The sequence below is a fragment of the Chitiniphilus eburneus genome, assembly GCF_005048205.1.
Classification (GTDB): Bacteria; Pseudomonadota; Gammaproteobacteria; order Burkholderiales; family Chitinibacteraceae; genus Chitiniphilus; species Chitiniphilus eburneus.
Genome location: NZ_SUMF01000023.1, coordinates 23073 through 49749, shown reverse-complemented (window position 1 = coordinate 49749; position 26677 = coordinate 23073). Strand labels below are relative to the sequence as shown.

At 64.2% G+C, this 26677-nt stretch carries 22 protein-coding genes; 9 read left to right on the top strand and 13 right to left on the bottom strand.

Annotated elements, in window-relative coordinates; genetic code table 11:
* The first annotated feature begins 106 nt into the window (after nt 1-106).
* Nucleotides 107-880 carry a hypothetical protein gene (locus FAZ21_RS15610; RefSeq protein ID WP_136774375.1) on the top strand — a complete coding sequence of 258 codons (774 nt, stop codon included), beginning with the start codon at nt 107-109 and terminating at the stop codon, nt 878-880.
* 223 nt (nt 881-1103) lie between these two features.
* Here FAZ21_RS15610 and FAZ21_RS21130 read toward each other — a convergent pair whose 3' ends face one another.
* Both FAZ21_RS21130 and FAZ21_RS15605 read right to left on the bottom strand, forming a co-directional pair.
* Nucleotides 1104-1238 carry a hypothetical protein gene (locus FAZ21_RS21130; RefSeq protein WP_281279784.1) on the bottom strand — a complete coding sequence of 45 codons (135 nt, stop codon included), beginning with the start codon at nt 1236-1238 and terminating at the stop codon, nt 1104-1106.
* 414 nt (nt 1239-1652) lie between these two features.
* Nucleotides 1653-2321 carry an EF-hand domain-containing protein gene (locus FAZ21_RS15605; RefSeq protein WP_136774374.1) on the bottom strand — a complete coding sequence of 223 codons (669 nt, stop codon included), beginning with the start codon at nt 2319-2321 and terminating at the stop codon, nt 1653-1655.
* Between the two features lie 241 nt (nt 2322-2562).
* Here FAZ21_RS15605 and FAZ21_RS15600 point away from each other — a divergent pair, with 241 nt between their 5' ends.
* Together FAZ21_RS15600 and FAZ21_RS15595 are read left to right on the top strand one after the other, a co-directional pair.
* Nucleotides 2563-3273: a response regulator gene (locus FAZ21_RS15600; protein WP_136774373.1), complete on the top strand. Its 711-nt coding sequence runs from the start codon at nt 2563-2565 to the stop codon at nt 3271-3273.
* Nucleotides 3246-4598 (top strand): ATP-binding protein, encoded by a 1353-nt coding sequence (locus tag FAZ21_RS15595; RefSeq protein WP_136774372.1) that lies wholly within the window; start codon nt 3246-3248, stop codon nt 4596-4598. The genes FAZ21_RS15600 and FAZ21_RS15595 overlap by 28 nt, the downstream gene beginning before the upstream one ends.
* A gap of 207 nt (nt 4599-4805) precedes the next feature.
* On the opposite strand, the gene FAZ21_RS15590 is transcribed toward FAZ21_RS15595, so the two are convergent.
* The 4 genes from FAZ21_RS15590 to FAZ21_RS15575 all read right to left on the bottom strand — a co-directional run bounded on the left by FAZ21_RS15590 (nt 4806) and on the right by FAZ21_RS15575 (nt 8915).
* Nucleotides 4806-5096 (bottom strand): hypothetical protein, encoded by a 291-nt coding sequence (locus tag FAZ21_RS15590; protein ID WP_136774371.1) that lies wholly within the window; start codon nt 5094-5096, stop codon nt 4806-4808.
* 316 nt (nt 5097-5412) lie between these two features.
* Entirely contained in the window at nt 5413-6102 is a 690-nt protein-coding gene (locus FAZ21_RS15585; protein ID WP_136774370.1) for a hypothetical protein, read from the bottom strand.
* A 61-nt stretch (nt 6103-6163) separates the two neighbouring features.
* Nucleotides 6164-7759, bottom strand: coding sequence for a hypothetical protein (locus FAZ21_RS15580; RefSeq protein WP_136774369.1), 1596 nt, complete (start codon nt 7757-7759; stop codon nt 6164-6166).
* 229 nt (nt 7760-7988) lie between these two features.
* The gene (locus FAZ21_RS15575) at nt 7989-8915 is read right to left on the bottom strand and encodes a LysR family transcriptional regulator (RefSeq protein WP_136774368.1); all 927 of its coding nucleotides are present in this window, start codon (nt 8913-8915) and stop codon (nt 7989-7991) included.
* 96 nt (nt 8916-9011) lie between these two features.
* On the opposite strand from FAZ21_RS15575, the gene metE reads away from it, so the two are divergent.
* From metE to FAZ21_RS15560, 3 genes are all read left to right on the top strand, one after another.
* Nucleotides 9012-11354 carry a 5-methyltetrahydropteroyltriglutamate--homocysteine S-methyltransferase gene (gene metE / locus FAZ21_RS15570; RefSeq protein ID WP_136774367.1) on the top strand — a complete coding sequence of 781 codons (2343 nt, stop codon included), beginning with the start codon at nt 9012-9014 and terminating at the stop codon, nt 11352-11354.
* A gap of 167 nt (nt 11355-11521) precedes the next feature.
* The gene (locus FAZ21_RS15565; protein WP_136774366.1) at nt 11522-12598 is read left to right on the top strand and encodes a hypothetical protein; all 1077 of its coding nucleotides are present in this window, start codon (nt 11522-11524) and stop codon (nt 12596-12598) included.
* 74 nt (nt 12599-12672) lie between these two features.
* Nucleotides 12673-13794, top strand: coding sequence for a BamA/TamA family outer membrane protein (locus tag FAZ21_RS15560; protein WP_136774365.1), 1122 nt, complete (start codon nt 12673-12675; stop codon nt 13792-13794).
* 155 nt (nt 13795-13949) lie between these two features.
* Here the strand turns inward: FAZ21_RS15560 and FAZ21_RS15555 are convergent, their stop codons facing one another.
* Nucleotides 13950-14960, bottom strand: coding sequence for a zinc-dependent alcohol dehydrogenase family protein (locus FAZ21_RS15555; protein ID WP_136774364.1), 1011 nt, complete (start codon nt 14958-14960; stop codon nt 13950-13952).
* A gap of 313 nt (nt 14961-15273) precedes the next feature.
* Between FAZ21_RS15555 and FAZ21_RS15550 the strand changes: the two genes are divergently transcribed.
* Nucleotides 15274-16179 carry a LysR family transcriptional regulator gene (locus FAZ21_RS15550; RefSeq protein WP_136774363.1) on the top strand — a complete coding sequence of 302 codons (906 nt, stop codon included), beginning with the start codon at nt 15274-15276 and terminating at the stop codon, nt 16177-16179.
* Nucleotides 16180-16248: 69 nt separating this feature from the next.
* Here FAZ21_RS15550 and FAZ21_RS15545 read toward each other — a convergent pair whose 3' ends face one another.
* The 3 genes from FAZ21_RS15545 to mgtE all read right to left on the bottom strand — a co-directional run bounded on the left by FAZ21_RS15545 (nt 16249) and on the right by mgtE (nt 20658).
* Entirely contained in the window at nt 16249-17337 is a 1089-nt protein-coding gene (locus FAZ21_RS15545) for an alpha/beta hydrolase (protein ID WP_136774362.1), read from the bottom strand.
* 271 nt (nt 17338-17608) lie between these two features.
* Nucleotides 17609-18571, bottom strand: coding sequence for a TauD/TfdA dioxygenase family protein (locus FAZ21_RS15540; RefSeq protein WP_136774361.1), 963 nt, complete (start codon nt 18569-18571; stop codon nt 17609-17611).
* A gap of 653 nt (nt 18572-19224) precedes the next feature.
* A complete protein-coding gene (mgtE, locus tag FAZ21_RS15535; RefSeq protein ID WP_136774360.1) occupies nt 19225-20658 on the bottom strand; it encodes a magnesium transporter in 1434 nt (477 codons plus the stop codon).
* Nucleotides 20659-21003: 345 nt separating this feature from the next.
* Here mgtE and corA point away from each other — a divergent pair, with 345 nt between their 5' ends.
* Nucleotides 21004-21966, top strand: coding sequence for a magnesium/cobalt transporter CorA (gene corA, locus FAZ21_RS15530; RefSeq protein ID WP_136774359.1), 963 nt, complete (start codon nt 21004-21006; stop codon nt 21964-21966).
* A gap of 289 nt (nt 21967-22255) precedes the next feature.
* Here corA and FAZ21_RS15525 read toward each other — a convergent pair whose 3' ends face one another.
* Nucleotides 22256-22753, bottom strand: a complete 498-nt coding sequence (locus tag FAZ21_RS15525) for a YMGG-like glycine zipper-containing protein (RefSeq protein WP_136774358.1) — start codon at nt 22751-22753, stop codon at nt 22256-22258.
* A gap of 343 nt (nt 22754-23096) precedes the next feature.
* Between FAZ21_RS15525 and FAZ21_RS15520 the strand changes: the two genes are divergently transcribed.
* Nucleotides 23097-23966, top strand: coding sequence for a DMT family transporter (locus FAZ21_RS15520; RefSeq protein ID WP_169307440.1), 870 nt, complete (start codon nt 23097-23099; stop codon nt 23964-23966).
* A gap of 383 nt (nt 23967-24349) precedes the next feature.
* Here the strand turns inward: FAZ21_RS15520 and waaA are convergent, their stop codons facing one another.
* Nucleotides 24350-25639, bottom strand: a complete 1290-nt coding sequence (waaA, locus tag FAZ21_RS15515; RefSeq protein ID WP_136774356.1) for a lipid IV(A) 3-deoxy-D-manno-octulosonic acid transferase — start codon at nt 25637-25639, stop codon at nt 24350-24352.
* On the bottom strand, nt 25636-26592 hold the full coding sequence (gene waaC, locus FAZ21_RS15510; protein ID WP_136774355.1) for a lipopolysaccharide heptosyltransferase I: 957 nt from the start codon (nt 26590-26592) through the stop codon (nt 25636-25638). The genes waaA and waaC overlap by 4 nt, the downstream gene beginning before the upstream one ends.
* Nucleotides 26593-26677 lie beyond the last annotated feature (85 nt).

The following is a 26677-nucleotide window of genomic DNA, read 5'->3' as shown; positions in this document are numbered from 1 at the left end:
ACTGGTACGCCCGGGCAGCCGCTTCCATCGCAAGATCGTCAACATCCACCCCGGCATCACCCGCCCGGATTCGCCGTGCCCGTGACGCAACCCTGACGGATCGACCATGTTGCAAGCCCTGGAAACCCTGCTTCAAACCGACCTCCAGCAAGCGCTGGGCGACCGCGCCGCGCTGACGCTGGGTGCCGTCGCCCCGGCGCCGCAGGCGGGCAAGGCCGCCGTCTGGCTCAACGCCGCCAGCCTGGATACCGACCCCGGCGACGACCCCGGCCGCGTCGGTCGCGGCAGCGCCCACCTGCTGCGCTCGCAGACGCTGACACCGATCGCCAAGCAGCCCGGCAACTTCACCCTGCCCGCCGGCCAGACCGTGGTCGATGTGCAGGCGCCGCCCGGTCGCCTGCTCAATGCCGCCGACCACTACACCCAGGACGGCGCAACGCTGCGCTTCCTCAGCCCGCCACTGTCGCCGGTGCTGGCACGGCTGCGCGGCGAGCGAGCGCGTGGCTATGTCGAACGCATGTCGGCACGGGGCGAGCTGCTACTCAGCGCCTGGGCGGAAAGCAATGCCGCCTCCGCCACCCTGCTCGGCGACGCGCTGGGTGCCGTGCTGGCGCGACTTTCGGAAATCGATGTGGTGGAACTGGTCGCTCCCGGTGCCGGCCCGCTGGCGATGCGGTTGTACCGACCGGCCGCCTGGCTGGCGCGCCTGGAGAACAGCAGCGTGCGTCTGGGTAACCGCGACTGGCTGGTGGCCGGCGCGCATATCGGCCTGCGCGGCGAGATCGAACTGGCACTAGCCGTCGGCACGCCCGAGCCGACCTCGCTCATCAAGCGCATCGAAGCCACCGCCCAAGTGGTGCCGACCCGCCAGCCGGACTGACACCCTGCACTCCGCCCGTGCAAAAAAAACGGCGCCAAAAGGCGCCGTTCGTGCCACTGGAACCGTCTACAGGGGGCGGGGAGACGGTTCCGATGGGGTCCTGCAAGTCAGAGCGGTTAACAAAACCCAGCGTAGCGATCCTGGCAAGAAGCGCGAAACGCAGGCAGTACATTTAGTACGACCAGTAAGCGCGACGCCGCCAGGAGGGTTTTGTTAGCCGCGCTTACTTGGTTTGCTCAGCCTTCGGAGCGCTGGCCTGATCGGCAGCCGGCTCGTCAGCAGCGTGGGCAACGCCCAGGGTGAAGGCGGACAGGGCAGCGATGGCGGCGAACTTGGCGATGATTTGGCGAACTTGCATCGGTTTTACTCCAGTTAAGAAAACGATGGGTGGGCTGAGCCACGAGAGGGATATAGCAGGCTCCGTGCCAGCTCCTATCATTTACTTTAAAATCAACGAGTTAAGAAAATTGATTCATTGAAAATGCTGTGCCAGGCTGTTGAGAGGCTGGCAACTTGTCGTCAATCGACGACAGATACAGCCAGCAAACACACAACCCCATGAAAGAAATAGGAAAATTTCTGTCGCTGAGGTGCGACAGCGCACTGGCATACTTGTTCGATCAATGACTTAGGGCCAGTTGCCGCACCAGCCTTACTGGCTGCTCAATTCATTGCAGTGCCGTCCCCATCGAAGTGCCCACCCAAAAAAACGCCGCCCGGAAAGGCGGCGCAAGAGGGATGTCCATCCGGCACGGGCCGGGCACGGCTCTGGTCAGGCGGTCACGCCAGCCAGCAATGCGGCGTAAGTGTCGTCTTGATCGCCGCCATTGGCGTAGCGGGTCGCCAGCTGGGCGATCAGGCTCTGGATCAGCGATTGCGTGCTGTCCTCATCATCCTCGCTGGATGCGCCCTGCTGTGGGGGCGGGGGCGGAGGCATGCCACCCTGCGGACGAGCCTGGTCGGCCTGCGTCAGCTCATCGGCACTCAGGCTGCCGTCGCCGTTGCTGTCGACGCGCTGGAACAGCTCGGCCGACTTGGCTTCGTCGGTGCCCTTGGGCGCGCCGACCTTGAATTCGTCCAGGCTAAGTGCTCCGTCCTCATCCTCATCGAGCTTGCCCAGCAGTTCGGCCAGGCTGCCACCGCCGGCCTGGCCACTGCGGAACTGCTGCGCCGCCTGCTGCAACTGCGCTTCCATCTGTTTGGCGAAAGTGTCCGATTCATCCTGGCTGACGGTGCCGTCGCCATCGCTATCGATCTTGGCGAACAGTGCCTCGGCGCGACTGGTGTCGCCTTGCGGCGCACCGGCCTTGAACTCGTCCAGCGACAGGCCGCCGCTGCCGTCCACGTCCAGGTCCTTGAAACGCTCCTTGGGGTCGGGTCGCTGGGCGTAGGTCTGGGCGATGCCGGCCCACGCGCTGCTCCCGCTGATGCTACTGACCATGTCTCTTGCTCCTCGAAGCCGGCCCGCCTATAGCGTGGCCCGGGTTGCGTTGGCGCCAGGGCGCCGGCACCCGCGGCACAGACGGTGCGGGTACGTTGCCGTATTGGAACCGCGACACGTAAGCGCGGCATGTCCGTCGCCCGCTATTTTGTCGGCGTTTGGTCATTGCCCGCGCAACCGTTTACATGCCCGTTACAACTGGCGGATCGTGATCCGCCATGCCGGCGCTACCATGCAGAACATGGAAAAAGAACATCTGCTGGTGGTCGACGACGACGACGAGATCCGCGTGCTGTTGCAGGATTACCTGGAAAAGAATGGCTTTCGCGTCAGCACGGCAGCCGACGGCGCGGCGATGCGCCGCGCGCTGGCGGCCAATCCGGCGAAGCTGGTGGTGCTGGACGTGATGCTGCCGGGCGAGGACGGGCTGGCGCTGTGCCGCGCGCTACGCGCCGAGGGCGAGGTTCCGGTGGTGATGCTGACCGCGCTCAACGACGAGACCGATCGCATCGTCGGGCTGGAGTTGGGCGCCGACGATTACGTGACCAAGCCGTTCAGCCCGCGCGAGCTGCTGGCGCGCATCCGCGTCATCCTGCGCCGCACCCGGCGCACGCCAGTCGCCACTGAGCCACGCGTGACCCACTTTTCCGGCTGGCAGTTGCAACACTCGGGGCGCCAGTTGATCTCGCCCGATGGGCTTGCCATTCCACTCAGCCTTGCTGAATACCGCCTGCTGAAAGTGCTGCTGGAACACGCCAACCGCGTGCTCAACCGCGATCAGTTGCTCGACTACACGCGCGGCCGCGAGGCGGTGCCGTTCGACCGCAGCGTGGACATGCTGATCAGTCGGCTACGCCAGCGGCTATCCGACGACCCGCGCAATCCCGCATTGATCCGCACCGTCCGCAACGAAGGCTATATGTTATGCAGCGCCGTTCAATCGGAGCGCTGATCGAGCGCTGGCTGCCCGGCACGCTGTCCGGGCGCATGGCACTGCTGGTGGTGGTGGGCCTGATCGCCATGCAGTTGCCGGGCTTTCTGCTGTTCAGCCATCAGCGGGTGCAGTTCGACCAGGAACGCGCCACGCGATTGGTGATCGAGCGCAGCCTCGACCTGCTGGCCATCGCCCAGCCGGGCACGCTGGAAGGGCAGGACCCGCGCCTGCTGGCTGCACGCGGCTTTGCCCTGCTCAATGCCGCACACAATGTGCCCAACGACGCGGCATTGCATCGCGAACTGCTGGCCGCCGCGCCGGCCGGCTCTCAACTGGCGCAACAGGTGCTGGCCAGCCGCATCGCCGTTTACCGCGCACCCGGCTACCTGACCGCGCGCCTGCAACTGCCCGACGGGCAGGTGGTCACCTTCCGCCAGAACACCCGCCCGCCCGGTCCGCCGCCGGGCATGGCCGGCCCGGCGGGATTGCGCCTGCCGTGGCCAGTGCTGCTCGATTTTCTCTCCCGCTCGGCGGTGGTGATGATCCTGGCGCTGTGGGCGGTGCGCTGGCTGTCGCGACCGCTGACCGCGCTGTCGGCCGCCGCTGAACGCATCGGCCGCAACCTGCAAACCCCGCCGCTGACGGAGGCCGGCCCGGCCGAAGTCCGGCATGCCGCGCGCGCCTTCAACCAGATGCAGGCGCGCCTGAAGCGGGTGATGGACGAACAGACCCGCATCCTTGCCGCCGTTTCGCACGACTTGAAAACCCCCCTCACCCGCCTGCGGTTGCGCGCCGAAAGCGTCGAGGACGAAACACAGCGCGACAAGATCGTGCGCGACCTGTCCGAGATGGAAACCATGCTCGATTCCACGCTCGACTTCCTGCGCGGCGAATCATGGCGCGAAGCCACAGTGCCAGTGGATATCAATGCCCTGCTGGCCGCGCTGACCGACGATGCCACCGCCACCAGCGCCGGCCGCGTCACCCTGAGCGGCCAGGCGCGCCTACCCTACCCCGCGCAACCCCTGGCATTGAAGCGCTGCGTGGAGAACCTGCTGCACAACGGGCTGAAATACGGCGGCGGCGAAGTAGAAATCATGGTGGTGGACAGCATGCAGCGCCTGCAAATCATTCTGCGGGACCACGGCCCTGGCGTGCCCGAAACCATGCACGAACGGGTGTTCGAACCATTCTACCGACTGGATTCCTCACGCAATCGCGATACCGGCGGTACCGGCCTGGGGTTATCCATCGCCCGCAGCATCGCGCGTGCGCACGGTGGCGACGTGGCACTGGCCAACGGTGAACTCGGCCTGGTCGCCACCCTGTGGCTGCCCAGATAGGTATTACCACGCCGATTGTGCTAGGCGGGGCAGAACGTGTGCCTGGGAAAAACTGGCCATCAGCCACCGCGAGACAAACGGAGGCCGCTTCAGGCTGCGGCCCTCGCAACGCCGCCTGCCACGCAATAAAAAACCCGACCATCGGGTCGGGCTCGCATGGCACCTGCCGATAACATCGGCCAGGCGGTGGTTCGCCGGATCGCCTCATCAATGACGGTTGGCGTCGTAGTCATCCTGATAAGGCTTGCCCATCGGAATCATCTGCCCCAGGGAATTGCGCGCCGGGCGGAATGCGGGCACGAACACGCCGAAGAACACGAAAAACAGGGCTCCGAACGCCATGGAAACCAGTAGCGCAAAGACATAGGTCTGCCAGATCAGGTCTGTGGCGGCACTGCCGGCAAACAGGGTCATGGCGCACGTCGCCAATATCGCGAATCCAACGGAAACCCCGATACTTAATCCCAAGAGCTTCTTGGGCTCGATCAGCCATCCCATCTGTACGTCCTCCGGCCCGTGGTCACTGCAATGCGCTGCGCATTGCGCTCGAATTGAGTCGGGAGGGGGGCCTTACCCTCGATGCCAGTGTCGGCAATCGAATGGGCGGGGGACATTGGATAAGTCTGATTCGGCCTGCGCGGGTAGCAGCGTGCCGCATGGGCGCCAGGGGTGATGGGCTGTACCCAAAATCCGGGACCATCATGCAACGTCGACCCCGCCCAGTGGCCACCTTGAGCACCCCACTCAGAAGTGAAAAGGTATGGCACCTTTTTTTCGCACACCCAATAGGCACCATTGAGCCTCCCCGCACCCATCAAACCCTGCTGCTGATGGAATATGGCGTCAGATATTGCGCAAAGAAGTCCATTGCCGGCACTCGGGGTCTGCCCTTTTCCGAGGTAAGTGATCTTTCAGGCATCCCGCCCCGATTTCCGAAGGCCACACCGTCCAGCAGCTCCCTAAAGCGGATGACTCCATTCAATTGTTTTTCAACATCCTTATATTTGATTACTTCATTGAATCCTGTGCTGCTAATGCATGGATTCGTCAGCCTTCCCGGCTCATCCTGAAAGTACGTCACAGCGGCCTCTTTGAGTCGAGTCACCAGATCAACGATTACCCTATCTTCACTCAACTGATTTTCCAGCCAAGCCTTCTGCTCCGTGGAAAGGTCTTCGCCAATCACTCGGATGGCACCATCCTCCAGGGTAAAATCCCACTGCTGGTCGAGCCAGGGTGCCTTTTTCGTGAGTTCTTCAATGAAGCTGCTGATCTCCCTATCCAAGCCCCCCATCGATTTATCAGCTTTAACTCGTGGCTCAAAATAGTATTTATGTGTCTGCCCCCATATTTCCTTACTGCGTTCCTCGGAGCTGAAAATCTCCACCGACACACCCGGGATCGCCCTTTCTTCGGGGCTCTTTTGCTTCGGAACTTTTACCTCCACTCCCTGGCTTGCTGTTTGAGAAAAAGTGCCTCCCATATTTACCGGATCAATACTCATTTCATGCCTCCTAAAAAGCCAAAAGGAAAGGCATGACAGTAACTGTCATGCCTTTCTTCATTTAGTAATTACCCAAATAGGTCTCACTGCAAATCCGATAAAAGAGCCTGCTACTGGTAGCTGAATTAGGGTTCTGCCCAGGCAACCAAGTCTGCCATCCTCCCAGCTGGGCCGTACCGCTCCAATGATCGACCGGGCTACCAATAGGGCCGTAGCCAGTACGAAACTCGGTATCCCCCATACATCCTGATGGAAACTCCGCGGTGTAGTAGGCATTGCCGAACTGATCGGTCACGACAGAGCTGGTCACCTCCGCGTTCGGGTCCTCGCGGTTCCAACTTACCCCGAACCGAACCTCCTCCCCTTCAACGGGTTGCTCTAGATGATCCTTGACGGCAGCACTCAACCCAATATAGCTGTGCGTTTGCAGGCCACTTCCATCCCACTGCGGATACCAGCGACTAAGGTTTTCGTTATTCCAGTTCGATGCCCCGGTGATATAGGCGGTCGCCACCCCCACACGCAACGAATACCCTTCCGCAGCCGGCCCGTCGGGATTGATGCCTTGTACCCGGATGAGCAAGCCATGGGGTGCCGTCGCACCGGGTGGATTGTTGGGCAGTCCGTTGAGCAATACGTTTTGCCCTGCCGCGCTGAGGGGGATTTGCATTTCCTCCTCATCCAGCGCCCACAGCATGCCCTGCGGGGTTTGTTGTGCCAGCCGCACACCGACTTGCTGGTTGGCGTTGAAGCCAACTTTGATCACCGCCGCCACCTGGCCTTGTTTCAGGGGGTAGAAGTAATAGTCGACGTCGTTGCCAGCCATGTCGATATTGGCCGTGATGGCTTTGTTCATCGACGTCTGGGTGGGCCGTACCGGCTTGTCGTTCGGTTCGCTGCTGTCGAAGCCCGACCGGGGAAACACGCCCAGTTGGTAGGCTTGGCCACCACTGCCATTGTTGGCCTGTACCAGCAGGGCAATGCGGGCGTATTGATTCACCGTTTGCGCCAGCAATAGGGCCCCCGTGCCGCCATCGCTATCCAGCAGGGTTGCAAGCTGACCACTGACCGGGTCGACTTCATACAGCGCGATGACGCCATTCAACCCGGCGGGCAGCAGTGCCTGGGCATCCAGCTTGGCCAACGCCTCGACCGTGAACTGGTAGCAGGCGTAATAGCCAGCAGGCGGGGTGCTTGCGGCATAGATATAGCCGGGGTCGATTTCCGCGCAGTTGGCAATCGGCGGGGGGATGTCGGCGGGCGCACTGCCTGCGCCCAGTTTGTTTCCGGATACAGGAAGAAGCGCTCTGCCGGGTATGTCCTCAGGGTTCCTGAGCAGCGCACTCAGTTCGGCGACCTGGAGCGAAGGCGGAGAGATGGAGCGGGATGCGCTGCTCATCTGCGCCACCTGCCAGGCCGCTGGTTCGGTGGTCACTTCTACCCCACCCTTCAATACCGATTTATTAAGCTTCGAGAAATCGAAAGTGTGAGCGTACTCGCGTTCCACTTTCACGGCATTGCCCACACTGGCACTGCCGTTCTCGGTGATGGCATCCTCTCCGCTTCCGCCACATGCGCTTAGCGCGATCGCCAAGGCTGCGGCCAGCACCTTTGTATGGCGCCACATTGTTGGTGTTCCAGTCATGATGGTGTCCATTAAGTATTTGTTAACAACATACATACATTCAAGTGTGTTTTTAAAAGCACACGCTGGACCTTAGCATCGACCGCGATAAATTTACTTGCTTTATAAGTTTCAAATAAATGTTTTTGACTGCACTCAACAACAGTCAACATACACATTGAAATTTTCGGTCAGCACCAGGAAACGTCTCCTACGGCTCAATGCATTGCCCAGGCTACTTCCCGACGGTGCTGGCTGCTGTCTAGTCCTCCCCCAGCACGATCCCCGGCAGGTTTGCCACGCTTACCTCGCGCACAATCGCAATAAATTCGCGCAGATAAGCGGTGTCAGCGCGCTCCAACGGCACGGCGGCATGAAGTTCGGCTTGCAGGCCAGTGGCGGTGATCGGTTTGGCCACCACATAGCCGCGATCCAGGTAGTGCTGCACGCTCCAGTGCGGCAGCGCGGCGATGCCGCGGCGGCTGGCAACCAATTGCAGGATGGCCACCGTCAACTCGCTGGTGCGCCGGCGCGGGTTGATGCCAGCGGGTTTGAGCAACTTGCGCATCAGGTCGAGCATGTCGTCCGGCACCGGGTAGGTGATGAGGGTTTCGTCGGCGAAGTCGGTGGCTTCCAGCATGGGCTTGTCGGCCAGCGGATGATCCTTGGCCACCAGCGCCACCATGTCGAACGAGAACAGCGGAAAGTGCGCGATACGCGCTTCGGGGTCGCGCTCGGAGACGATGGCAAGGTCGGCGCGGTCCTCGAAGATCAGGCCCACCGGGTCGGCATGAAAGCCGGATACGATATCCAGCTCGACTTCGGGCCAGCGCTCGCGGAACGAATCCATCGCCGGCATCAGCCAGTCGAAGCAGGTGTGGCATTCCACGGCTATGCGCAACTGCCCCGCCTCGCCTTCGCGCAGCTTGGCGATATCACGCTCGGCGGCGGCCACGCGCGGCAGCGTTTCGGCGGCCAGCGCCACCAGCTTTTCGCCGGCCGGGGTGAACTTCAGCGGCGCCTGCTTGCGCGCGAACAGCGGCAGACCGTAGTGATCCTCCAGCAGCCGTATCTGGTGCGATAACGCGGACTGGGTGAGGAACAGACGCTCGGCGGCGCGCGTGAGGCTGCCGGCCTCGCGGATCGCCAGCAGGGTTTTCAGGTGGCGCAACTCCAGTAACGACTGCATTAGCAATTCTCATGGTTTTCGTGAAAAGAATGAGTTTGAATCATAATTAGCTGACGCGGATGATGCAAACCACATTCATGGATACCGAGGTTTGCAATGACTACTGCTCATGTTCTGGGCTTTCCGCGCATCGGCGCACAACGTGAACTGAAGTTCGCGCTGGAAGGATTCTGGCAAGGCGCCATCGACGAGACCGAACTGGCCGCCGTGGGCAGCCAGCTTCGCCGCCGCCATTGGGCGTGGCAGAAGGATGCGGGACTGGACTGGGTGGCGGTCGGCGATTTCGCCTGGTACGACCAGGTTCTGAACACCGCCGCCCTGCTGGGTGCGCTGCCGGCGCGCTTCGGTTTCGACCCGTCCACGCTCAGCCTGAAGCAGTACTTCGAGCTGGCGCGCGGCAACGCAGCGCAGCCTGCACTGGAAATGACCAAGTGGTTCGATACCAACTACCACTACCTGGTGCCGGAACTGGACGCCGACACCCGCTTCGACGGCGGCGTGGACTGGCTATTCTACGAAATCGAAGAAGCACGCTCGCAAGGTCACGCAGTAAAGCCGGTGCTGCTGGGGCCGCTGTCGTTCCTCTATCTGGCCAAGGCAAAGTTGGCGGGGCTGGACAAGCTGGCGTTGCTGCCGGACCTGATCGCGGCCTACCAGCGCATCCTGAACAAGCTGGCGGTACAAGGCGTGCAGTGGGTGCAGATCGACGAACCTATCCTGGCGCTGGAACTACCGGGCGACTGGCTGGCTGCTTTCGAGCGGGCCTACCGCGCACTGGATCAGCACGGCGTGAAGCTGCTGCTGGCCACCTACTTCGATAGCGTCGCCGATCATGCCGCGCTGCTGCACCGACTGCCGCTGGCCGGGGTGCATGTGGATCTGGTGCGCGCGCCGGAACAACTGGATGCGTTGCTGGTCGACTGGCCCACCGGGCGCGTGCTGTCCGCCGGCGTGATCGACGGCCGCAATATCTGGGCAGCAGACCTGTCGGCGCGGCTGGAAACCCTGGCGCCCCTGGCGGCGCACCTGGGTGACCGGTTGTGGGTGGGCAGCAGTTGCTCGCTGTTGCACACGCCGGTCGATCTGGAACAGGAGGACGGGCTGGACGCGGAACTGAAAGGCTGGCTGGCATTCGCCCGCCAGAAGCTGGGCGAAGTGGCCATGCTCAAACGCGCGCTGGAACAGGGGCGCGACGCCGTGGCCGGTGAACTGGCGCGCAGCGATGCCGCCGCCGCATCGCGCCGGACCTCCCGGCGCATCCATGATCCAGCCGTGGGCGAGCGCGTGGCCGCGCTGACACCGGCCGATGCCTGCCGCGCGCAGCCGTACGCGCAGCGGGCCGAACAACAACGGGCATGGCTGAAACTGCCGCTATTGCCCACCACCACCATCGGCAGCTTTCCGCAGACTCGCGAAATCCGCGCCGCGCGTGCCGCGTTCAAGCGCGGCGAGCTGCCGCAGGCACAATACATGGCCGCGATGCAGGCCGAAATCCGGCTGGTGGTCGAAAAGCAGGAAGCACTGGGCCTGGATGTGCCGGTGCATGGCGAAGCCGAGCGCAACGATATGGTCGAATACTTTGGCGAGCAGTTGTCCGGCTTTGCCTTTACCCGCTTCGGCTGGGTGCAGAGCTACGGCAGCCGTTGCGTCAAGCCGCCGATCATTTTCGGCGATGTGAGTCGCCCGACGCCGATGACGGTCGAGTGGAGCCGCTATGCGCAGTCGCTGACCACGCGCCCGATGAAGGGCATGCTCACCGGGCCGGTGACCATCCTGCAATGGTCGTTCGTACGCGACGACCAGCCACGTGAACGCACCTGCCTGCAAATCGCGCTGGCGATCCGCGACGAGGTGGTCGATCTGGAAACCGCCGGCATCCGCGTGATCCAGATCGACGAGCCGGCATTCCGCGAGGGGCTGCCGCTCAAGCGTGGCGACTGGGATCGCTACCTGGAATGGGCCGGCCGCGCGTTCCGCGTCTCGGCCAGCGGCGTGGCCGATGCGACGCAGATCCACACCCACATGTGCTATTCGGAGTTCAACGACATCCTGCCCGCCATCGCGGCCATGGACGCCGACGTGATCACCATCGAGACCAGCCGCTCCGACATGGAGCTGCTGGAGGCATTCGGCAGCTTCCGCTATCCGAACGAGATCGGTCCGGGCGTTTACGACATTCACAGCCCGCGCGTGCCACCAGTCGGCGAGATGCTGCGGCTGATCGCCAAGGCGCTGGATGTGGTGCCGGCCGAACGGCTGTGGATCAACCCCGATTGCGGCCTTAAAACCCGCGGCTGGCCCGAAACCGAAGCCGCGCTGCGCAACATGCTGGATGCCACCCGCGAAGCGCGTGCGGCACTGGCCGAGGGCCGTGCGCTGCTGATCGATGCGGGCGCGCAGCCCGCCACCGCGCAGCACGGCGCGTGCGGCTGCCATTGAGGCCATCCCCGGGGCCGGCCGGCACGGAGGCCGGCCCCATGGGGGTGACAGCGGAATAACCGCCGGCTGTCTACACTAGGCAACGGCACGCTGTGAATTCCAGTCGTGCCCGTGGTGGCGCAGACCGCTACGATGACCGCGCCCCTTCGCCCGAGGCCCATCGATCCGTGAAATCCAATCTGCTCCTGCCTTGCCTGCTGCCGTGGGCGCTGGCCGCTCCTCTGGCCTGCGCCGCACAGCCCGATCCAGCCACCGAACCTGTTCCCGCCAACGCCAGCGCCGCCGAGGCGGCCCCCTCGCCGCGCAGTGACACCGTATTCGACCTGGGCTATGAAGGCCGCGTCACACCGCTGCCGGAGCAATCGATCCAGGCCGTGCCCGGCCAGGACGGCAGCAAGCCACCACCGCGCAAATGGGATCACGCGCTGCCCTTCTTCGCCCAAAGGGTGATCGACAAGGGCTACGACCTGCCCAATCCCTACGATCTGGGCCTGTCGTACTATTACAGCAAGCAAAACATGCTGCTGAGCAACCTGGAGGTCTCGCTCGGCGACCGGGCGCTGCGCAACGCCGGCTTCGTGCAGTTCCCGACCAGCACGCTGGAAAACCGCTCCGAGCAGGTGCAGGTGGGCGCCTGGCTGTTTCCGTTTCTCAACGTCTATGCCATCGCCGGGCACATCAAGGGCGGTGGTGACATCGGCATCTCGATGTCGGCGGACGACATGGTGCGTTTCGTCACCGGGCAGGATCCGTGCGCGCGACGCATCAAGCCGGACTGGTGCGGCAAGACCCTGTCCGCCACCGCGCGCGCCAACTACCACGGCTACTCGTACGGCGCCGGCTTCACCCTGGCGGGCAACGTGCGGCAGTTCTACTTCTCATTGCCGGTGACCTACACCATCTCCGACGTGAGCATGTCCGACACCGATGCCAAGACCTGGAACATCGCACCGCGCGTGGGGCTGAACTGGAGCCTGGGCGGCTGGGGCACGGTGATGACCTATGTCGGCGCCACCTGGCTGCACACCGACGTGACCATCACCGGCAGCGTGACCATGCCCACCGCGCAGACTGATATCGGGCGCGACGTGGACCTGAACTTCAGCATCGACGAAAAGATCGCCGCGCCGTGGAACGGGCTGGCGGGCTTTCACTGGATGGTGAACCGCAATATCAGTCTGCTGGGCGAGGTCGGCTTTGGCCAGCGCCAGGGCTACATCCTCAGTACGTTCTACAGGTTCTGAACCCGACGTGTACGGGCACCATCGATGTTGCACCACGGCCCGGCATTCGCCCAACCCATGACGGTCTCCCATTCATGAAGCAGCCGCTCCTCACCCTGTGCGCACTCCTGCTGGCCGCCCCGGTACACGCCGACGACGACCAGGGCTGGCTGGATCGCCTGCTGACACGGCTGGGCGCCTCCAAGCAGGTGGACCTCAGCAAAGGCATCGACTGGGGCGTGCTGCCCGGCCCGTTCTACAACCCCGAAATGGGCGCCGGCATCGGTGTGGCGGCAGTGGGGCTGTACAAGCCCGACAACGCGCTGCCCGATACCCAGTTGTCCACGCTGACGCTGCGCGGTTTCGTCAGCTCGGTGGGTGCACTGGGCATCGGCTTCGATAACAACACCTTCTTTGGCGACGACGGCTGGCGCTTCTATGCCGGTGGCTCGCTGGTGCGCCTGCCCACCTCGTACTGGGGGGTGGGTTACGATGCCGCTCACCAGAACGCCAACAAGCGCGACTACACCAAGGAGGAGTTCACGCTGTCGCCGCGCATCCTGCGGCGGGTGGCGCCCAATACCTACGCCGGTATCGGCTGGAGCCTGCAACAGACGCATGCCAAGGATATCGAGGACGGTAGCGCCATCCTCGACGACCCGGACGGCGACTCGGTCTTTGCCTCGGGCCTCACCGCGCATTTTTCCTACGACACGCGCGACTTCATCCCCAACCCCGCGCATGGCCAGACGCTACAGATGAACGCGGGCTTCTATGCACCGGGCCTGGGCAGCGACAACCGCTTCCAGACACTGGAAACGATCTACGACTACTACCACCCCCTGGGTGACGACGTACTGGCGCTGGATCTCTACAGCCACCTGTCCTGGGGCGACGTGCCCTGGACCATGATGTCGCAGATGGGAAACGGCAACCGCATGCGTGGTTATTTCCTGGGGCAGTATCGCGACAAGAACATGGTGGCGGCGCAGCTCGAATACCGACATCACCTCGTCGGCCGGCACGGCATCGTGTTCTGGGGCGGCTTCGGCACCATCGCCGATCGGGTGGGCGACCTGGGCGACGATGCGCCCTGGCTGCCCACGGCGGGCGTGGGCTATCGCTTCGAGTTCAAACCCCGCGTCAACATCCGCCTTGACCTGGGCATGGGACGCGACACCACGGGTCTTTACTTCCAGTTGAACGAAGCATTTTGACGTGAAACGGCATCAAGGCAAGCCGGCCGGTGAGGCATGAAACCCTTTAAACCCCACATCTTGAAACACAAGCAACCGTCTTGAGAGTCAAGGTTGAGCGGACGGCTGCTCGGTGTTTCAAGAAGCGGGTCAAGAAGTTCGGTGTTGCTCTTCCCTCACACCCCAATCACCACTTTGCCGAAGTGCGCGCCCGACGCCAGGTGGGCATAGGCTTCACGGGCCTGATCGAAGGCGAACACCCGGTCGATCACGGGGTGGATGTCTGCCTGCGTTACCAGCCGGTTCAGATCGTGGTGCATGGCATGCGAGCCGACGAAGATGCCCGACAGGCGACGCGCGCCGCCGATCAGCGCAAAGGGTTCCAGTTCGCCGCCGAAGCCGCTGACGCCGCCGATGATGGCCACGGTGCCGCCCATACCGGTGGATGCCACCGAGCGCGTCAACGTGCCCTGCCCGCCCACTTCCAGCACGGCGTCCACGCCGGCGCCGTTGGTCAGGCGCAGCACTTCCTCCTGCCATTCGGGCGTGGCCCGATAGTTGATGGTGGCGCTGGCGCCCAGTTGCCGCGCGCGCTCCAGCTTGGCGTCACTGGACGAGGTCACGATAGTGCGCACGCCAGCGGCGTGCGCCAGTTGCAGCCCCCAGATCGACACCCCGCCCGTGCCCAGCAGCAGCACGCTGGCGCCGGGCTTGAGACGCCCTTCGACGAACAGCGCATTCCACGCGGTGACGCCGGCGCAGGTCAGCGTGGCGGCTTCGTGCCAATCCAGGTGCGTGGGCACGCCGACCAACTGGTCTTCGCCCCAGACAATCTGTTCCGCCAGCACACCGTCGGCCGCGGCGCCCGGCGCGGCACGGGTCTTGGCTGCAGTCGGCGCACCATCCTGCCAGTACGGGAAGAAGGTGCTGGCGACGCGGTCGCCAACGCGCCAGCGGGTGACCGCCGCACCGATCTCGATGACCTCGCCAGCGGCATCGGACCCCGGGATCAGTGACTGCCCGTCCGACGCCAGGTAGGTGCCGCGCGCCACCATCAGGTCGCGGAAGTTGAGCGCCACCGCGCGTACGCGTACCCGCACCTGATGCGGAGCGAGCGACGGCGCGGCTTCGTCGCGAAGTTCGAGGCCAGCGATGTCGCTGCCGGGTTGAAGACGATAGACCTGCATGAGTGGCTCCTGTGATGGCTGGACTGCGCTACGGCAGCCGGTGGGCTGGTGATCGACGTCGAACACGGGATGCGAAGGCCGTGCCAGGCGCAAGCATTTCCCCGCAACCTTCGGGCAAGCTACGGCGCGGCATCGAGACGATACGGGCGGGTGCAAGGAAAAACTAATGCACCGTGCCGCGCCGCATCGCCCCAGCCGATCCGCGGTCGATGCAGCCCGCGCGTGATGGTCGATACGGTCTAAGATATCGTTTCTTGCTGCGCACCAGTGCCGGCACATTTTCTTCAATATGTAGCCCTGAGAGCACCAATCGATGAGCGATCGCCTGAACGGCGTGGTCACTTTCGTCCACGCGGTGGAGGCCGGCAGCTTTGCGCTGGCGGCTGACCGCATGCATCTGTCCCGCTCGGCGGTGGGCAAGACCATCGCGCGGCTGGAGCAGCGGCTGGGGGTGCGGTTGTTCCAGCGCACCACGCGTCGGCAGAGCCTGACCGATGCCGGCCATGCCTACTACGAGCGCTGCGTGCGCGCACTGGCGGAGCTGGATGCCGGCGCGGCGATGCTGGATGCCGGCCAGCGCGAGCCATCGGGCCGGCTGCGGGTAAGCGCGCCGGTGCTGCTCGGCCGCCAGTGTGTGGCGCCGTTGCTCACGCCGCTGTTACGCAGTTGGCCGCGCCTGGCCATCGATCTGTCGTTCAATGACCGCCCGGTGGATCTGGTGGCGGAAGGCTTCGATCTGGCGATCCGCATCGGGCCGCTGACCGACACGCCCAACCTGGCGGCGCGGCGGCTGGGCAGCCAGCATATGGCGATCTGTGCCGCACCGTGCTACCTGGCCGAGCGCGGCACGCCCGCCAGCGTGGCGCAGATGGCTGGGCACGCCGGCATCGTCTACAGCCACGGCGGACGGGACAGCGTGTGGCGGGTGCGTGATGGCGACGGCCTGGTGCGGGAGGTGGAGCGCGACATCCGGCTGCGGCTGGACGATCTGCAAGCCATCGTCGATGCCACGGTGGCCGGCGCGGGGCTGGCGTGGCTGCCGTGCTGGCTGGTCGCGCCTTACGTGCAGCGCGGTGAGCTGGTGCTGGTGATGGATGCCGAGCGGGTGATCGGCCATGACATCCACGCCATCTGGCCACACAGCCCCTATCTGCCGCCGCGTACCCGCGCGGCCATCGACGCACTGGTGGCCGGGCTGCCGGCGCAGTTGGGCAAGTAACGACTCCAGCACCCGTATGAAAAAGGCCGGCGACCCGGCCTGCCGCCGGCCCATGGGGGGAGGAACGTATTATTTGGCGCTGAGCGTCTTGGCGAAAAACGGTAGCACGTCGCTCTTCAGCCGGTCGTTCACCTTGGATTGGTGATCGCCGTCGTACTCGACCAGTTGATGGTCGATGCCACGCTTCTTCATTTCGGCCGACAGGTACTTGCTGCCGTCGACAATCCACGAGAACTCGTCGCTCTTGCCGTAATCGACCACGAAGCCCTTGAGCGCTTTCAGGTTGACGCCGCCCTGATCGAGCTTGGCCTCCCAGCCACCGTAGCCAGCCTCATAGCGCTGCCAGACCGCGTCGTGCTGCACGTCGCCATCCTTGTTCTCGGCCGGGGTGTCGAAGAACGGCGGCTTGCCGTCGCTACGGTAGGCGAACGAGAAGGCGTAGGTGTAGGTGAAGTTACCCGGCCACGAGATGCTGTGGATGCGCTCCAGGTATTCGGCGGGTTTAAGCTTGCCGTAGAAGTCCTCGGCGTAGCGGGTCGTGGAGAACGACAGCGGGGTGCGCTCTAGGTCGCCGGGCTTGAACACGCCGGGGCTCATCGAGTACAGCGCACCGAACACGCCGCTGGTGTTCAGCCCCAGGTGCAGCACGCCGAACCCGCCCATCGAATGCCCGGCCAGCCCGCGCGCATAGGCACGGGGAACGGTGCGGTAGTGCTTGTCCACATAGCCGATCACATCCTTGACCACGAAATCCTGCCAGTTGCCGCTGACCGGCGAATTCACATAGAACGATCCGCCGTAGCGATAGTTGCCCTCAACGCTGACGACGATCATTTCCTGGATCTTGCCGGCCGCAATCAGCTCGCCCATGGCGCCCGCCAGCGCCGAGCCGTAGGCAAGATGGCTGTCGCCATAGCCGGGCAGGAAGTACACCGTCGGGTAGCGCTTGGCGGTGTCCTTGCCGTAGCCGGGCGGCAGGTAGACCACGATGCCCTGCTGATCCTTGATGCCCAGCAGGTTGCCGCGCAGCGAAGGCGCGGGCACGGTCACTTCGGTGTAGACCGGGCGGGCGGGCGCGGCCTTGCTCTCTGCCGCCTGAGCGGTGCCATGCAAGCCCAGCGACAATATGAATGCCAAAACCAGTTTGCTCGTTTTCATCCCTCGACTCCTTAGGCGGTTCCCCCGTGCGATCAGCTTTGACTTCTACGTGAAACACCCTATTGACCTTAGTCAATCAGCATAGTCCGGAAATTTTCCCGGCTTGCCTTCGGCGGGAACGAGGCAATTTGAGCAAAAAAAAGGCCGGTGATCACCCCGCCCCCACGGGGAGAACCACCGGCACGACAGTGCAAACAAGGAGAAAGCAGCCCGTCGGTCGCGACAACGCCGGGTTGGTCGGCGCCGGGCGAGCCGGGCGGGCGGATGAAGCTCAGGCCGCGGCACTTTCCCGGGTCGGCGCGGCTTCGTTGGCAGCGCCCTGCTCCTGCCGCGCGATCTTGCTGCGGGTGGTGCTGCGACGACCGTCCACCGCCACCGGCACCGTGCCATCCACCGTCACGCGGCGCACCACGCGGTGCGCATCGCCGTAGTCATCCACCGCGTAGTGCTGGGTGGCGCGGTTATCCCAGACCGCCACGTCACCCGGCTGCCAGCGCCAGCGCACGGTGTTCTCCAGGCGGGTAACCTGGCCTTGCAGCAAGTCGAACAGGTGCTGGCTGTCCCGCGTCGGCACGCCGAGGATACGTTTCACAAAGTGACCCAGCAGCAGGTTGCGTTCACCGGTTTCCGGGTGCACGTGTACCACCGGGTGCTCGGTTTCGTAGACGGTGGAGGTGAACACCTCGTGGTAGCGCTTGAGCGCTTCGCTCGATGCGTTCGGCTTGCGTGCGGCATAGTCGTACTCATTGCTGTGTACAGCCCACAGCTTATCGGCCAGGTCGCGCAGCTCGGGCGAAAGATCGAGATAGGCGGTGTGCGTGTTGGCCCACACCGTATCGCCGCCGGCCTCCGGGATGGTCACGCCGCGCAGGATGGATGCCAGCGGATAGGCATCGACGAAGGTGACGTCGGTATGCCAGCTATTGGCCCGGCCGCCCTGCTGCGAATCCAGTTCCAGCACGTAGCTGGTGCCCTGCTTGAGATGCGCGGTGGGATGCGGCACGGCCTTTTCGCCGAACAGGGTGACCAGTTGCTCCTGGCTGGCGTCGTCCAGGTGGGTCTGGCCACGGAAGAAGATCACCTTGTACTTCAGCCAGGCCTGGCGAACGACATCGCGGATGTTCTCGGGTAGATCGGGCGACAGTTTCACGCCACGAATCTCGGCGCCGATGCGACCGGCAACGGGGTGGATGGTGACGCCGGCGGGCAGCGCGATGGAATCGGTCTGGCTCATCTGGGAACTCCTGGTCTGGTGCCGCGCGGTGCGCGGTGAGTACGGAAGGCGCAAGCAATCGCGCCATGCGACCCGCCGTGGCGGGAAGCACCCTTATAAGCAACCGCCATGCCAGAACAAAACCTAGGGCGTGTCGTCACCTGTTTCGCGGCAGCGCTGGGCCGAAAAAGCACCAGCCATCAGGCGCGCGACGCAGCCAATAACCGGTTATTGGCAAGGAGCGCAACGCAGTGGATGGTGTTTTTTCGGCCCAGCCCTGCGGGTTCGGTGCATTTCGGGCGCCGCGCGGTGTCGCAGGCCGCTTGCGGTATCCATACCGCCGCGCGTCCAGCTCCTGGCGCGGCATCCCGAACTGCACCGAACGCTGTCGTGAAACAGGTGACGACACGCCCTAAGTCCCCAAAGGAATAAATCGTCGCTTCATCTCCAGATTGCGCGATTCGAAACAGCCCCATCCACCACTTGGGTGAGAACCCAACAGCACCGAATCCACCGCGTATAGCCTCTACCAACGCAAAGCCCCCTCGCGGCAGCGAATCAACCGGGGAAGCGCCATTGCCGGCATGCCAACCCTCTCACGCACCCGGCTTGGCCGGGGTCTCCTGCGCCCCCCCACATCGCCAAGGCTGGGCCAGGCCAGCGGCGCGCCACGTTTACGTAAGGAAGATCGTCGCCAGTCCGAGGAATATGAAAAACCCCATGCTATCGGTGGAAGCGGTGAGCAGCACCGACGAACCATAGGCCGGATCACGGCCCAGCCGCTGCATCGTCAGCGGTACCAGGATGCCCACCAGCGCGGCAACCTGGAGGTTGAGTACCATGGCGCTCATCATCACCAGGCCCAGCGGCACCTGGTGGTACAGCAACCACGCGATCAGCCCCAACACGCTACCCCACAGCAAGCCATTGAGCAGGGCGATACCCAGTTCCTTCAGGATCAGCCGCTTGGCGTTGGCGCCGGTGATCTGCCCCAGCGCAATGCCACGGATGATCAGCGTCATGGTCTGGGTGCCAGTGTTGCCGCCGATGCCCGAGACAATGGGCATCAGCGTGGCCAGCGCCACCAGGTGGGCGATGGTGGCCTCGAAGGCACCGATCACGCGGCTGGCGAGAAACGCCGTGCAGATATTGAGCGCCAGCCACGGGCCACGGTTCTTGGCGGACTTCCAGATACTCGAGAACAGATCCTCGCCCTTCATCAGCCCAGCCAGCGTCAGCGCGTCCGATTCGTCGCGGATCACATCGACCATGTCGTCCACGGTCAGCCGGCCAATCACGCGCTGGTTGCTGTCGAGCACCGGCGCCGAAACCAGGTCATAGCGCTCGAAGGCATTGGCCGCATCGTCCACGTGGTCGTCGGCGCTGAAGGTGACCATCTCGCGCGCCATCACTTCGCCAACCGACCGTTGCGGCGCGTTCAGGATCAACCGTTTCAGCGACAGCACGCCCTTCAGGCTGCGGTTGCGATCGACGACGAACAGCTTGTCGGTGTTCTTTGGCAGGTTCTGGAAGCGCCGCAGGTAGCGCAGCACCGTGGCCAGGGTGACGTCGGCGCGGATGGTGACCATGTCGAAGTCCATCAGCGAGCCGACTTCGTTCTCGCGGTACGACAGTGCGCTCTGCACCTGGGCGCGCTCGTCCTCGCCCAGCCCGCTCATCACCTCGGACAGCACATGCTCGGGCAGGTCGGGCGCCAGGTCGGCCAGCTCGTCGGCATCCAGCCGGCCGGCCGCGGCAACGATCTCGTGGCTATCCATGTGTTCGAGCAGCGATTCGCGCACCGCATCGGACACTTCGAGCAGGATGTCGCCGTCGCGCTCGGCGCGCACCAGTTCCCAGACGGTCAGCCGCTCGGGCTGCGGCAAGGCTTCCAGTATCTTGGCGATGTCGGCGGCGTGCAGGCGCTCCAGCTTGACCGACAGCTCGGCCAGGTGTTGCTTGTGCACCAGCTTTTCCACCAGGTCATGGCGCGGCATGTCCTGGCGATGGACCATGCCTTCCACCAGCTTGTGACGCGCCAACAGGCGCTGCACCTGGAGCAGGGTGTCCTGAAGGCTTTCCTGGGTTTTGCGGCTGACGTCGGTCATGGCGTCCTTGCGACGAAGGCGGAGTGGGCCCGGCGGGGCGTTGGCAGCCTACCGCATGCTTGTGACAGTGTCTTGTTGTCACGGTGAAACCGTGATCGATCGACCGGTACCTGGCATCGGCGCACCATCGTGAACGGCGACTTAAAAGGTGTTCACTTTATGCGCCTGGCCGATCGGCGGAGTACGATGCGCCACCTTGCGAACGACGTTGGCAGAATGCGTTCGTATCCAACTGGCGCCACGAAATCCAGGCGTGCAAAAAAACGAGACAGGCGCTTACACGGCAAGGGACCAGAGTTCCCTTATAATCGCGCCCGCCCACAACCCAGACGCCCGAGGTGCCCCATGCTCTCTGCTTTCGTCCTCGCCGATGGCCGTCTGCGCCAGATCCAGGTGGAAACGGCAGCCGATCTCGCGCAGCCGCAGGTGGTCTGGGTGGATCTGGTCGATCCCACCGATGCCGAGCGTGATTTCGTGCAGGGTGTATTCCGCGTCGAACTGCCCGAGGACGAAGACCTCGAGGATATCGAGGAATCGGCGCGCTGCTATGTCGATCACGCCGGTGTGCACATCAATTCCTATTTCCTGCACCAGGACAGCGATGGCGCCGATAACGTGACGGTGGCGTTCCACCTGAATCGCGGCCGCCTGCTGACCATGCGCCAGGAAGAACTGGCCGTGTTCCGCCTGTTCCGCCTGCGTGCGCGGGTGCAGCACGGCTTCGTCAGCACCGCCGAGGACATCCTGCTGTCGATCTACGCGATCTCGGTGGAATACGACGCCGATGTGCTGGAAGGCATCTATACCGCGCTGGAACGCGTGAGCCAGGGCGTACTCAAGCGCTCGGACGAAATCAGCGACGAAAAGATGGGCGAGACGCTGGCCTTGATCGCGCAGCAGGAAGACGTGAACGGCAAGGTGCGGCTGGACCTGATGGATACCCGCCGCGCGCTATCGTTCCTGCTGCGTAGCCGCGTGATGAATCGCGAACAGGAAAGCGATCTGCGCGAAATCCTGCGTGACCTGGAATCGCTGAACAATCACACCGGGTTCCTGTTCGAAAAGATCAACTTCCTGATGGACGCGATGATGGGTCTGATCAATCTGGCCCAGAACAAGATCATCAAGATCTTCTCCATCGCATCGGTGGTGTTCCTGCCCCCGACGATGATCGCCAGTATCTACGGCATGAACTTCGACCTGATGCCGGAACTGCAGTGGAAGGTGGGCTATCCCTTCGCCATTGCGCTGATGGTGATCTCGGGCATCGCACCGTACTGGTTCTTCAAGCGCAAGGGCTGGCTATAGCTGAAGCCGGGCAGGACGGGGCCAAGCCACGCCAGGAGCATGGTGGGATTCGCGAGTTGATTGATGCGTTCGATCTCCACCTGAAGCCAACAGCTACGTCAAAGCCTGAAATCCCTGGCGCCTGCGGCGCAGATTAATTGATACCCCTCGCAGCCGGGCGGGCCGGTTCATTTCTTTTGGCGGAGCAAAAGAAATGAACCGGCCCGCCCGGCCGCTAAGGGCGTCAATCAACCCGCGCCGCAGGCGCTAACAGGTGTTCAAGCAGGTGCAGTTGCAACCACCCCACCCCCTACTTCAACGTATACCCTCGCCCTTCCATGCAAGCGCCATAAGCGCGTTCATATAACGCCAGCGACTCCTGGCTGACCTGCGCCTGCTGCGTCGCCTGCGCCTGGGCCTGGGCATTGCGGGCACGGCGTTCCTGACGCGTGGCGACGCCGCCGGCCACCACGCCAGCCGTCGCACCCACCGCCGCGCCATGTCCGGCATCGTCATTGGCCACTTCGCCGATCACCGCGCCAGCCGCCGCACCCCGTGCCGCACCACGCACCCGCTGACCGTGATGGATCGGTGCTGGCTGCGGCGTCACCGTGGCCGCCACCGGCGGCTGAGCCGGATCGACCCCGGTATTCTGCTTGGCCCAGGCGTAGCATTCGCCATCGTCCTTGGCCTGTTGCGAGGCACTCTGGCCCTTAGCGGGATAGATCACCGGCGCCGCCACGACGGCCCCCGAAATCAAGCCGCCCAGCAGCGCAAAACCACCCAACTTTGCATGCCATGTCTTCATTTGCGTGCCTCCAGGGCAAAACCACGAGGTTTTCACCATAGGCGGCGCGGAGCGACCTGTTATTACCAGGCGTGAAAATCACCCGCCAGAACGCGATTCCCGCCTCGCTGGAAGTGATGATTACAGGAAGCCGCACCTGACGAGGCAATGCTTTTCCTGATGGAAGGGCCGCTCACCTCGGCGTTTTCCTGTTCGATGCCACACCCGCACTCGCCGCCCCCCGGCGAGAACACCAGCGGTTGCAGGCTGGGCCGCCCCGGCACGGCGGGGTATGCTGTGCGCCCGCCTTCCGCCCGCCCACGATGCCGCGCCGTCTCGCTCCCCACCATCCAGTATTTGCTCCATGCAGTTCCTCGCCGCGCTGATCCTGATCGCGGTGTGGTCCACCACCGCGCTGGCCATCAACTGGAGCGTGCAGGGGCTGGCATATCCCGCCGCGCTGTTCGGGCGTTTCTCCCTGGCGGCAGTAGTGGCGCTGGCGTTGATGTTCGCGCTGTATCGCAAGCGCCTGCCGGGCGGTGCGGCCTGGCGCGCCTATCTCACCGCCGGCCTGGGCACGTCGCTGTCCATGCTGTGCACCTACTGGGCATCGCGCCATGTGTCCTCGGGCCTTGTCGCCGTGCTGTTCGGTCTGATCCCGCTTTCCACCGCACTGTTCGCCCGACTCTGGCTCGACGAAAAGCTGGCGCGGCATGAACTGGTGGGCATCGGGCTGGGCGTAGCCGGGCTGGTCGTTGTCTTCGGCGAGCGCCTGTCGCTGGCACCGGACGGCTTGCCGGCCCTGCTGGTGCTATTGCTGGCGGTCGCGCTGCAATCGGGCGCCGCGGTGCGGCTGAAACCCTACGGGCAAGGGTTGCCCGCGCTGGCGGTGAACGCGGGCGCGCTCCTGGTCTGTGCCGTGGTCACTGGCATGCTGTGGCTGGCGCACGGCGCGCCGCCCCCCTGGGAAGCCCCACCCCGCACGCTGGGCGCGGTGGTCTATCTGGCGCTGGTTGGATCGGTGCTGGCGTTCAGCCTGTACTACTGGCTGATCCGCGAATGCCGTCCCGGGCAGGTAGCGGTATTGTCGTTGCTCTCCCCCGCCAGCGCGCTGTGGCTGGGCCACGCACTGAACGATGAAACGGTCACCGGCCGTATGATGGCCGGCACCGCGTTGATCCTGGCGGGACTGGTGCTGCACCAGCGCCATACGCTAAGGCATTGGCGCGGCTGATACAACAGATCGTTCCAGCCACCTAGAGCTTCGCTTCCCCCGCGACGCTGTAATGCAACTCACGGCCGCCAAATCTTGATTCCCGCCTTTTGCATTACCCCACCCATTTTTATGGTTGTGATCGAATTTCCGATTCCCAAGAATTCTTTTGTTTGAAAACAAGCAGAAAAAATGAGAAAGGCTGGCCAACTGATAACAGCCCCCTGAACGCTAAAAGCCATATGGGTTTTTTATGACGCCACCCCAAACCTGGCCCCCCACTATCCAGTCGAGGAAGCAAGCGGTAAAAAACTGAAGGTCAGGTTCTCGGAAGAAGAAGGTTTCGTCGTGACCTATCTTTGAACGGCATGTCATTGAAAAAGCCCGCCAAACGCGGGCTTTTTTTATCGACCTGGCTGTTCCGTTCCCAGCCGGCTTTCCAATACCGCCAGCACCCGCTGCGTCGCACCGCGATGGATGCCGGCGAACGCCAGCCCGGCCGCGCGCATGCGGCCGCGGCGGGTGGCATCGCGCAGCAGGCGCAAGGCACGCGCCGCCACAGCGTCCACATCCTTGCCCTGCCACGCCGCATTGACCTCCAGCGCGGCGCGCACCACTTCGGCGAAATTGAAAGTGGAAGGCCCGACCAGCACCGGCGTACCGACCGCGCAGGCTTCGATCAGGTTCTGGCAGCCGAACTCCAGCAGCGAACCACCCATCACGGCGACGTCGGCCAGCGCGTACCACGCGGCCATCTCGCCCATGCTGTCGCCCAGCACAACGCGAGTGGCAGGGTCGAGCGTATGACCATTCCAGCCGCTGCGTCGCACTGTCGGCAGGCCGCGCTCGGCCAGCAGGGTGGCAACCTGGTCGAAACGTTGTGGATGGCGCGGCACGATCACCAGCAACAGGTTCTCGGGCAACGTCTGCCGCGCCAGCGCCTCCAGCCACAGCGCCTCTTCGCCATCGCGGCTGGAGGCCAGCAACAGCACCGGGCGGTCGCCCAGCGCGCGGCGCCAGTCGTAGCCACGCTGCACCACGTCGGCCGGGGGAACGTTGTCGAACTTGAGGTTGCCGGTGACCACCACGTCGCGCGCGCCCAGTCGGGTCAGACGATCGGCGTCTTCCTGATGCTGCGCCAGGATGCCGGCAAAGCCAGCGAATGCGGGGGACATCAGCGGGCGCAAGCGGGAGTAGCCACGAAACGATTTATCGGACAGCCGCGCATTGACCAGGAACAGCGGCAGATGCCGGCGACGGCAGGCCGCGATCAGGTTCGGCCAGACTTCCGTTTCCAGCACCAGGCCAAATTCCGGCCGGTAACGCGCCAGAAAACGCGCCACCGCATCCGGGTAGTCGTAGGGCAGATAGACGATTTCCACCGCATCGCCCAGCAATTCACGCGCGGTGGCGCGGCCGGTGGGGGTGATGCAGGTGATCAGGAAGCGGCGGCCGGGATGACGCTCGCGCAGCGCGCGCACCAGTGGCAGCGCGGCGCGGGTTTCGCCCACCGATGCCGCGTGCAGCCAGATCGGCGCTTCGCCGTCGGCGGGACGCGGCGTGTCATAGCGCGCCCAGCGCTCATCCCAGTGTTGCCGATAGTCGGGCTGGCGCCGCGCGCGCTTGAGCAGATACAGCATCGCCACCGGCGTCAGCAGGTAGAGGCATAACGAATACAGCCAGCGCGCGATCACCGGCGCATGCCCGTGGTCACGGTGCGCCAGACGGTGTCCACGTCCGGTGCCGCGCCGCGCGTGCCGAGGTTGACGGCATAACTGGAAGCCAGCACGCCGGTGCGATCCGGGTCGGAGGCGGAGAAGATCGCCACGGTTGGTACGGCCATGGCAGCGGCCAGATGCACCAGGCCGGTATCGACGCCGACGGCGACGTGCGCCCCTGCCAGCAAGGCGGCGGCCTCGGTCAGCGACAACCTGGGCGCGACCACGGCGCCACGGATACCGTGGGCCAGCCGTTGGGCGCGCACGCGCTCGGCCGGGCTGCCCCAGGGCAGGACACAGGCCAGTCCATGTTCGGCCAGCCGTTCACCCAGCTCCAGCCAGTCACGCTCCGGCCATTCCTTGTCGGCGCGGCTGGTGGCGGTCAGCAATACGGCGTGGCCACCGGCTGGCAGCCAGGGCAGGGCTACATCCGGGCGGGGCAGGCCGTAGTCGAGTGTGGCGGACGGCGGATAACCGAGCGCGGCGGTCGCCAGCTCACGGACCCGCAGGATGGCGTGGCGCTGGCGCGGCACGGCGTAGTGCTTGCCGTAGAACACGGTAGCCAGCCCTTCCCGCGCGCTGGAAAAGTCGTAGCCCGCTATCCGGCCGCGCGCCAATCGGGCCACCAGAGCGCTTTTCACCAGCCCCTGGACATCCAGGATCAGATCGTAGCGTTCCTCGCGCAATGCGCGGCGAAAAGCGGTGAACTCACGCAGCGCTCCGCCATGGCGCCGCCAGCGGCGCAATGCGAACGGTATGACACGATGCACCGCCGGATGCAGCGCGGGCAGTTCGGCGAAGCCCTCTTCGACCACCCAGTCGATGCGTGCACCAGGCAAGGCACGGGCGATGTCCGTCACGGCGGGCATGGCGTGGATCACGTCGCCCATCGAGGACAGGCGCACGAGCAGGATGCGTGGAGCAGTCATGGCTGGCGATGGCAAGGGCCGGCGGCGCCGGAGCGAAGCGCCGCAACGGCGCGCGACCCGGACCGGTTCCCGAGGCTGGCGGAGT

Bases quoted from the DNA above. Each gene is read 5' to 3' on its own strand.
- FAZ21_RS15560 (WP_136774365.1), top strand. From the start codon at position 12,673: ATGAAGCAGCCGCTCCTCACCCTGTGCGCACTCCTGCTGGCCGCCCCG.
- FAZ21_RS15595 (WP_136774372.1), top strand. From the start codon at position 3,246: ATGCAGCGCCGTTCAATCGGAGCGCTGATCGAGCGCTGGCTGCCCGGC.
- FAZ21_RS15575 (WP_136774368.1), bottom strand. From the start codon at position 8,915: ATGCAGTCGTTACTGGAGTTGCGCCACCTGAAAACCCTGCTGGCGATC.
- mgtE (WP_136774360.1), bottom strand. From the start codon at position 20,658: ATGACCGACGTCAGCCGCAAAACCCAGGAAAGCCTTCAGGACACCCTG.
- FAZ21_RS15525 (WP_136774358.1), bottom strand. From the start codon at position 22,753: ATGAAGACATGGCATGCAAAGTTGGGTGGTTTTGCGCTGCTGGGCGGC.
- metE (WP_136774367.1), top strand. From the start codon at position 9,012: ATGACTACTGCTCATGTTCTGGGCTTTCCGCGCATCGGCGCACAACGT.
- FAZ21_RS15520 (WP_169307440.1), top strand. From the start codon at position 23,097: ATGCAGTTCCTCGCCGCGCTGATCCTGATCGCGGTGTGGTCCACCACC.
- FAZ21_RS15550 (WP_136774363.1), top strand. From the start codon at position 15,274: ATGAGCGATCGCCTGAACGGCGTGGTCACTTTCGTCCACGCGGTGGAG.
- corA (WP_136774359.1), top strand. From the start codon at position 21,004: ATGCTCTCTGCTTTCGTCCTCGCCGATGGCCGTCTGCGCCAGATCCAG.
- FAZ21_RS21130 (WP_281279784.1), bottom strand. From the start codon at position 1,238: ATGCAAGTTCGCCAAATCATCGCCAAGTTCGCCGCCATCGCTGCCCTG.
- FAZ21_RS15545 (WP_136774362.1), bottom strand. From the start codon at position 17,337: ATGAAAACGAGCAAACTGGTTTTGGCATTCATATTGTCGCTGGGCTTG.
- FAZ21_RS15555 (WP_136774364.1), bottom strand. From the start codon at position 14,960: ATGCAGGTCTATCGTCTTCAACCCGGCAGCGACATCGCTGGCCTCGAA.
- FAZ21_RS15590 (WP_136774371.1), bottom strand. From the start codon at position 5,096: ATGGGATGGCTGATCGAGCCCAAGAAGCTCTTGGGATTAAGTATCGGG.
- FAZ21_RS15580 (WP_136774369.1), bottom strand. From the start codon at position 7,759: ATGGACACCATCATGACTGGAACACCAACAATGTGGCGCCATACAAAG.
- FAZ21_RS15540 (WP_136774361.1), bottom strand. From the start codon at position 18,571: ATGAGCCAGACCGATTCCATCGCGCTGCCCGCCGGCGTCACCATCCAC.
- waaC (WP_136774355.1), bottom strand. From the start codon at position 26,592: ATGACTGCTCCACGCATCCTGCTCGTGCGCCTGTCCTCGATGGGCGAC.
- FAZ21_RS15585 (WP_136774370.1), bottom strand. From the start codon at position 6,102: ATGAGTATTGATCCGGTAAATATGGGAGGCACTTTTTCTCAAACAGCA.
- FAZ21_RS15610 (WP_136774375.1), top strand. From the start codon at position 107: ATGTTGCAAGCCCTGGAAACCCTGCTTCAAACCGACCTCCAGCAAGCG.
- FAZ21_RS15600 (WP_136774373.1), top strand. From the start codon at position 2,563: ATGGAAAAAGAACATCTGCTGGTGGTCGACGACGACGACGAGATCCGC.
- FAZ21_RS15605 (WP_136774374.1), bottom strand. From the start codon at position 2,321: ATGGTCAGTAGCATCAGCGGGAGCAGCGCGTGGGCCGGCATCGCCCAG.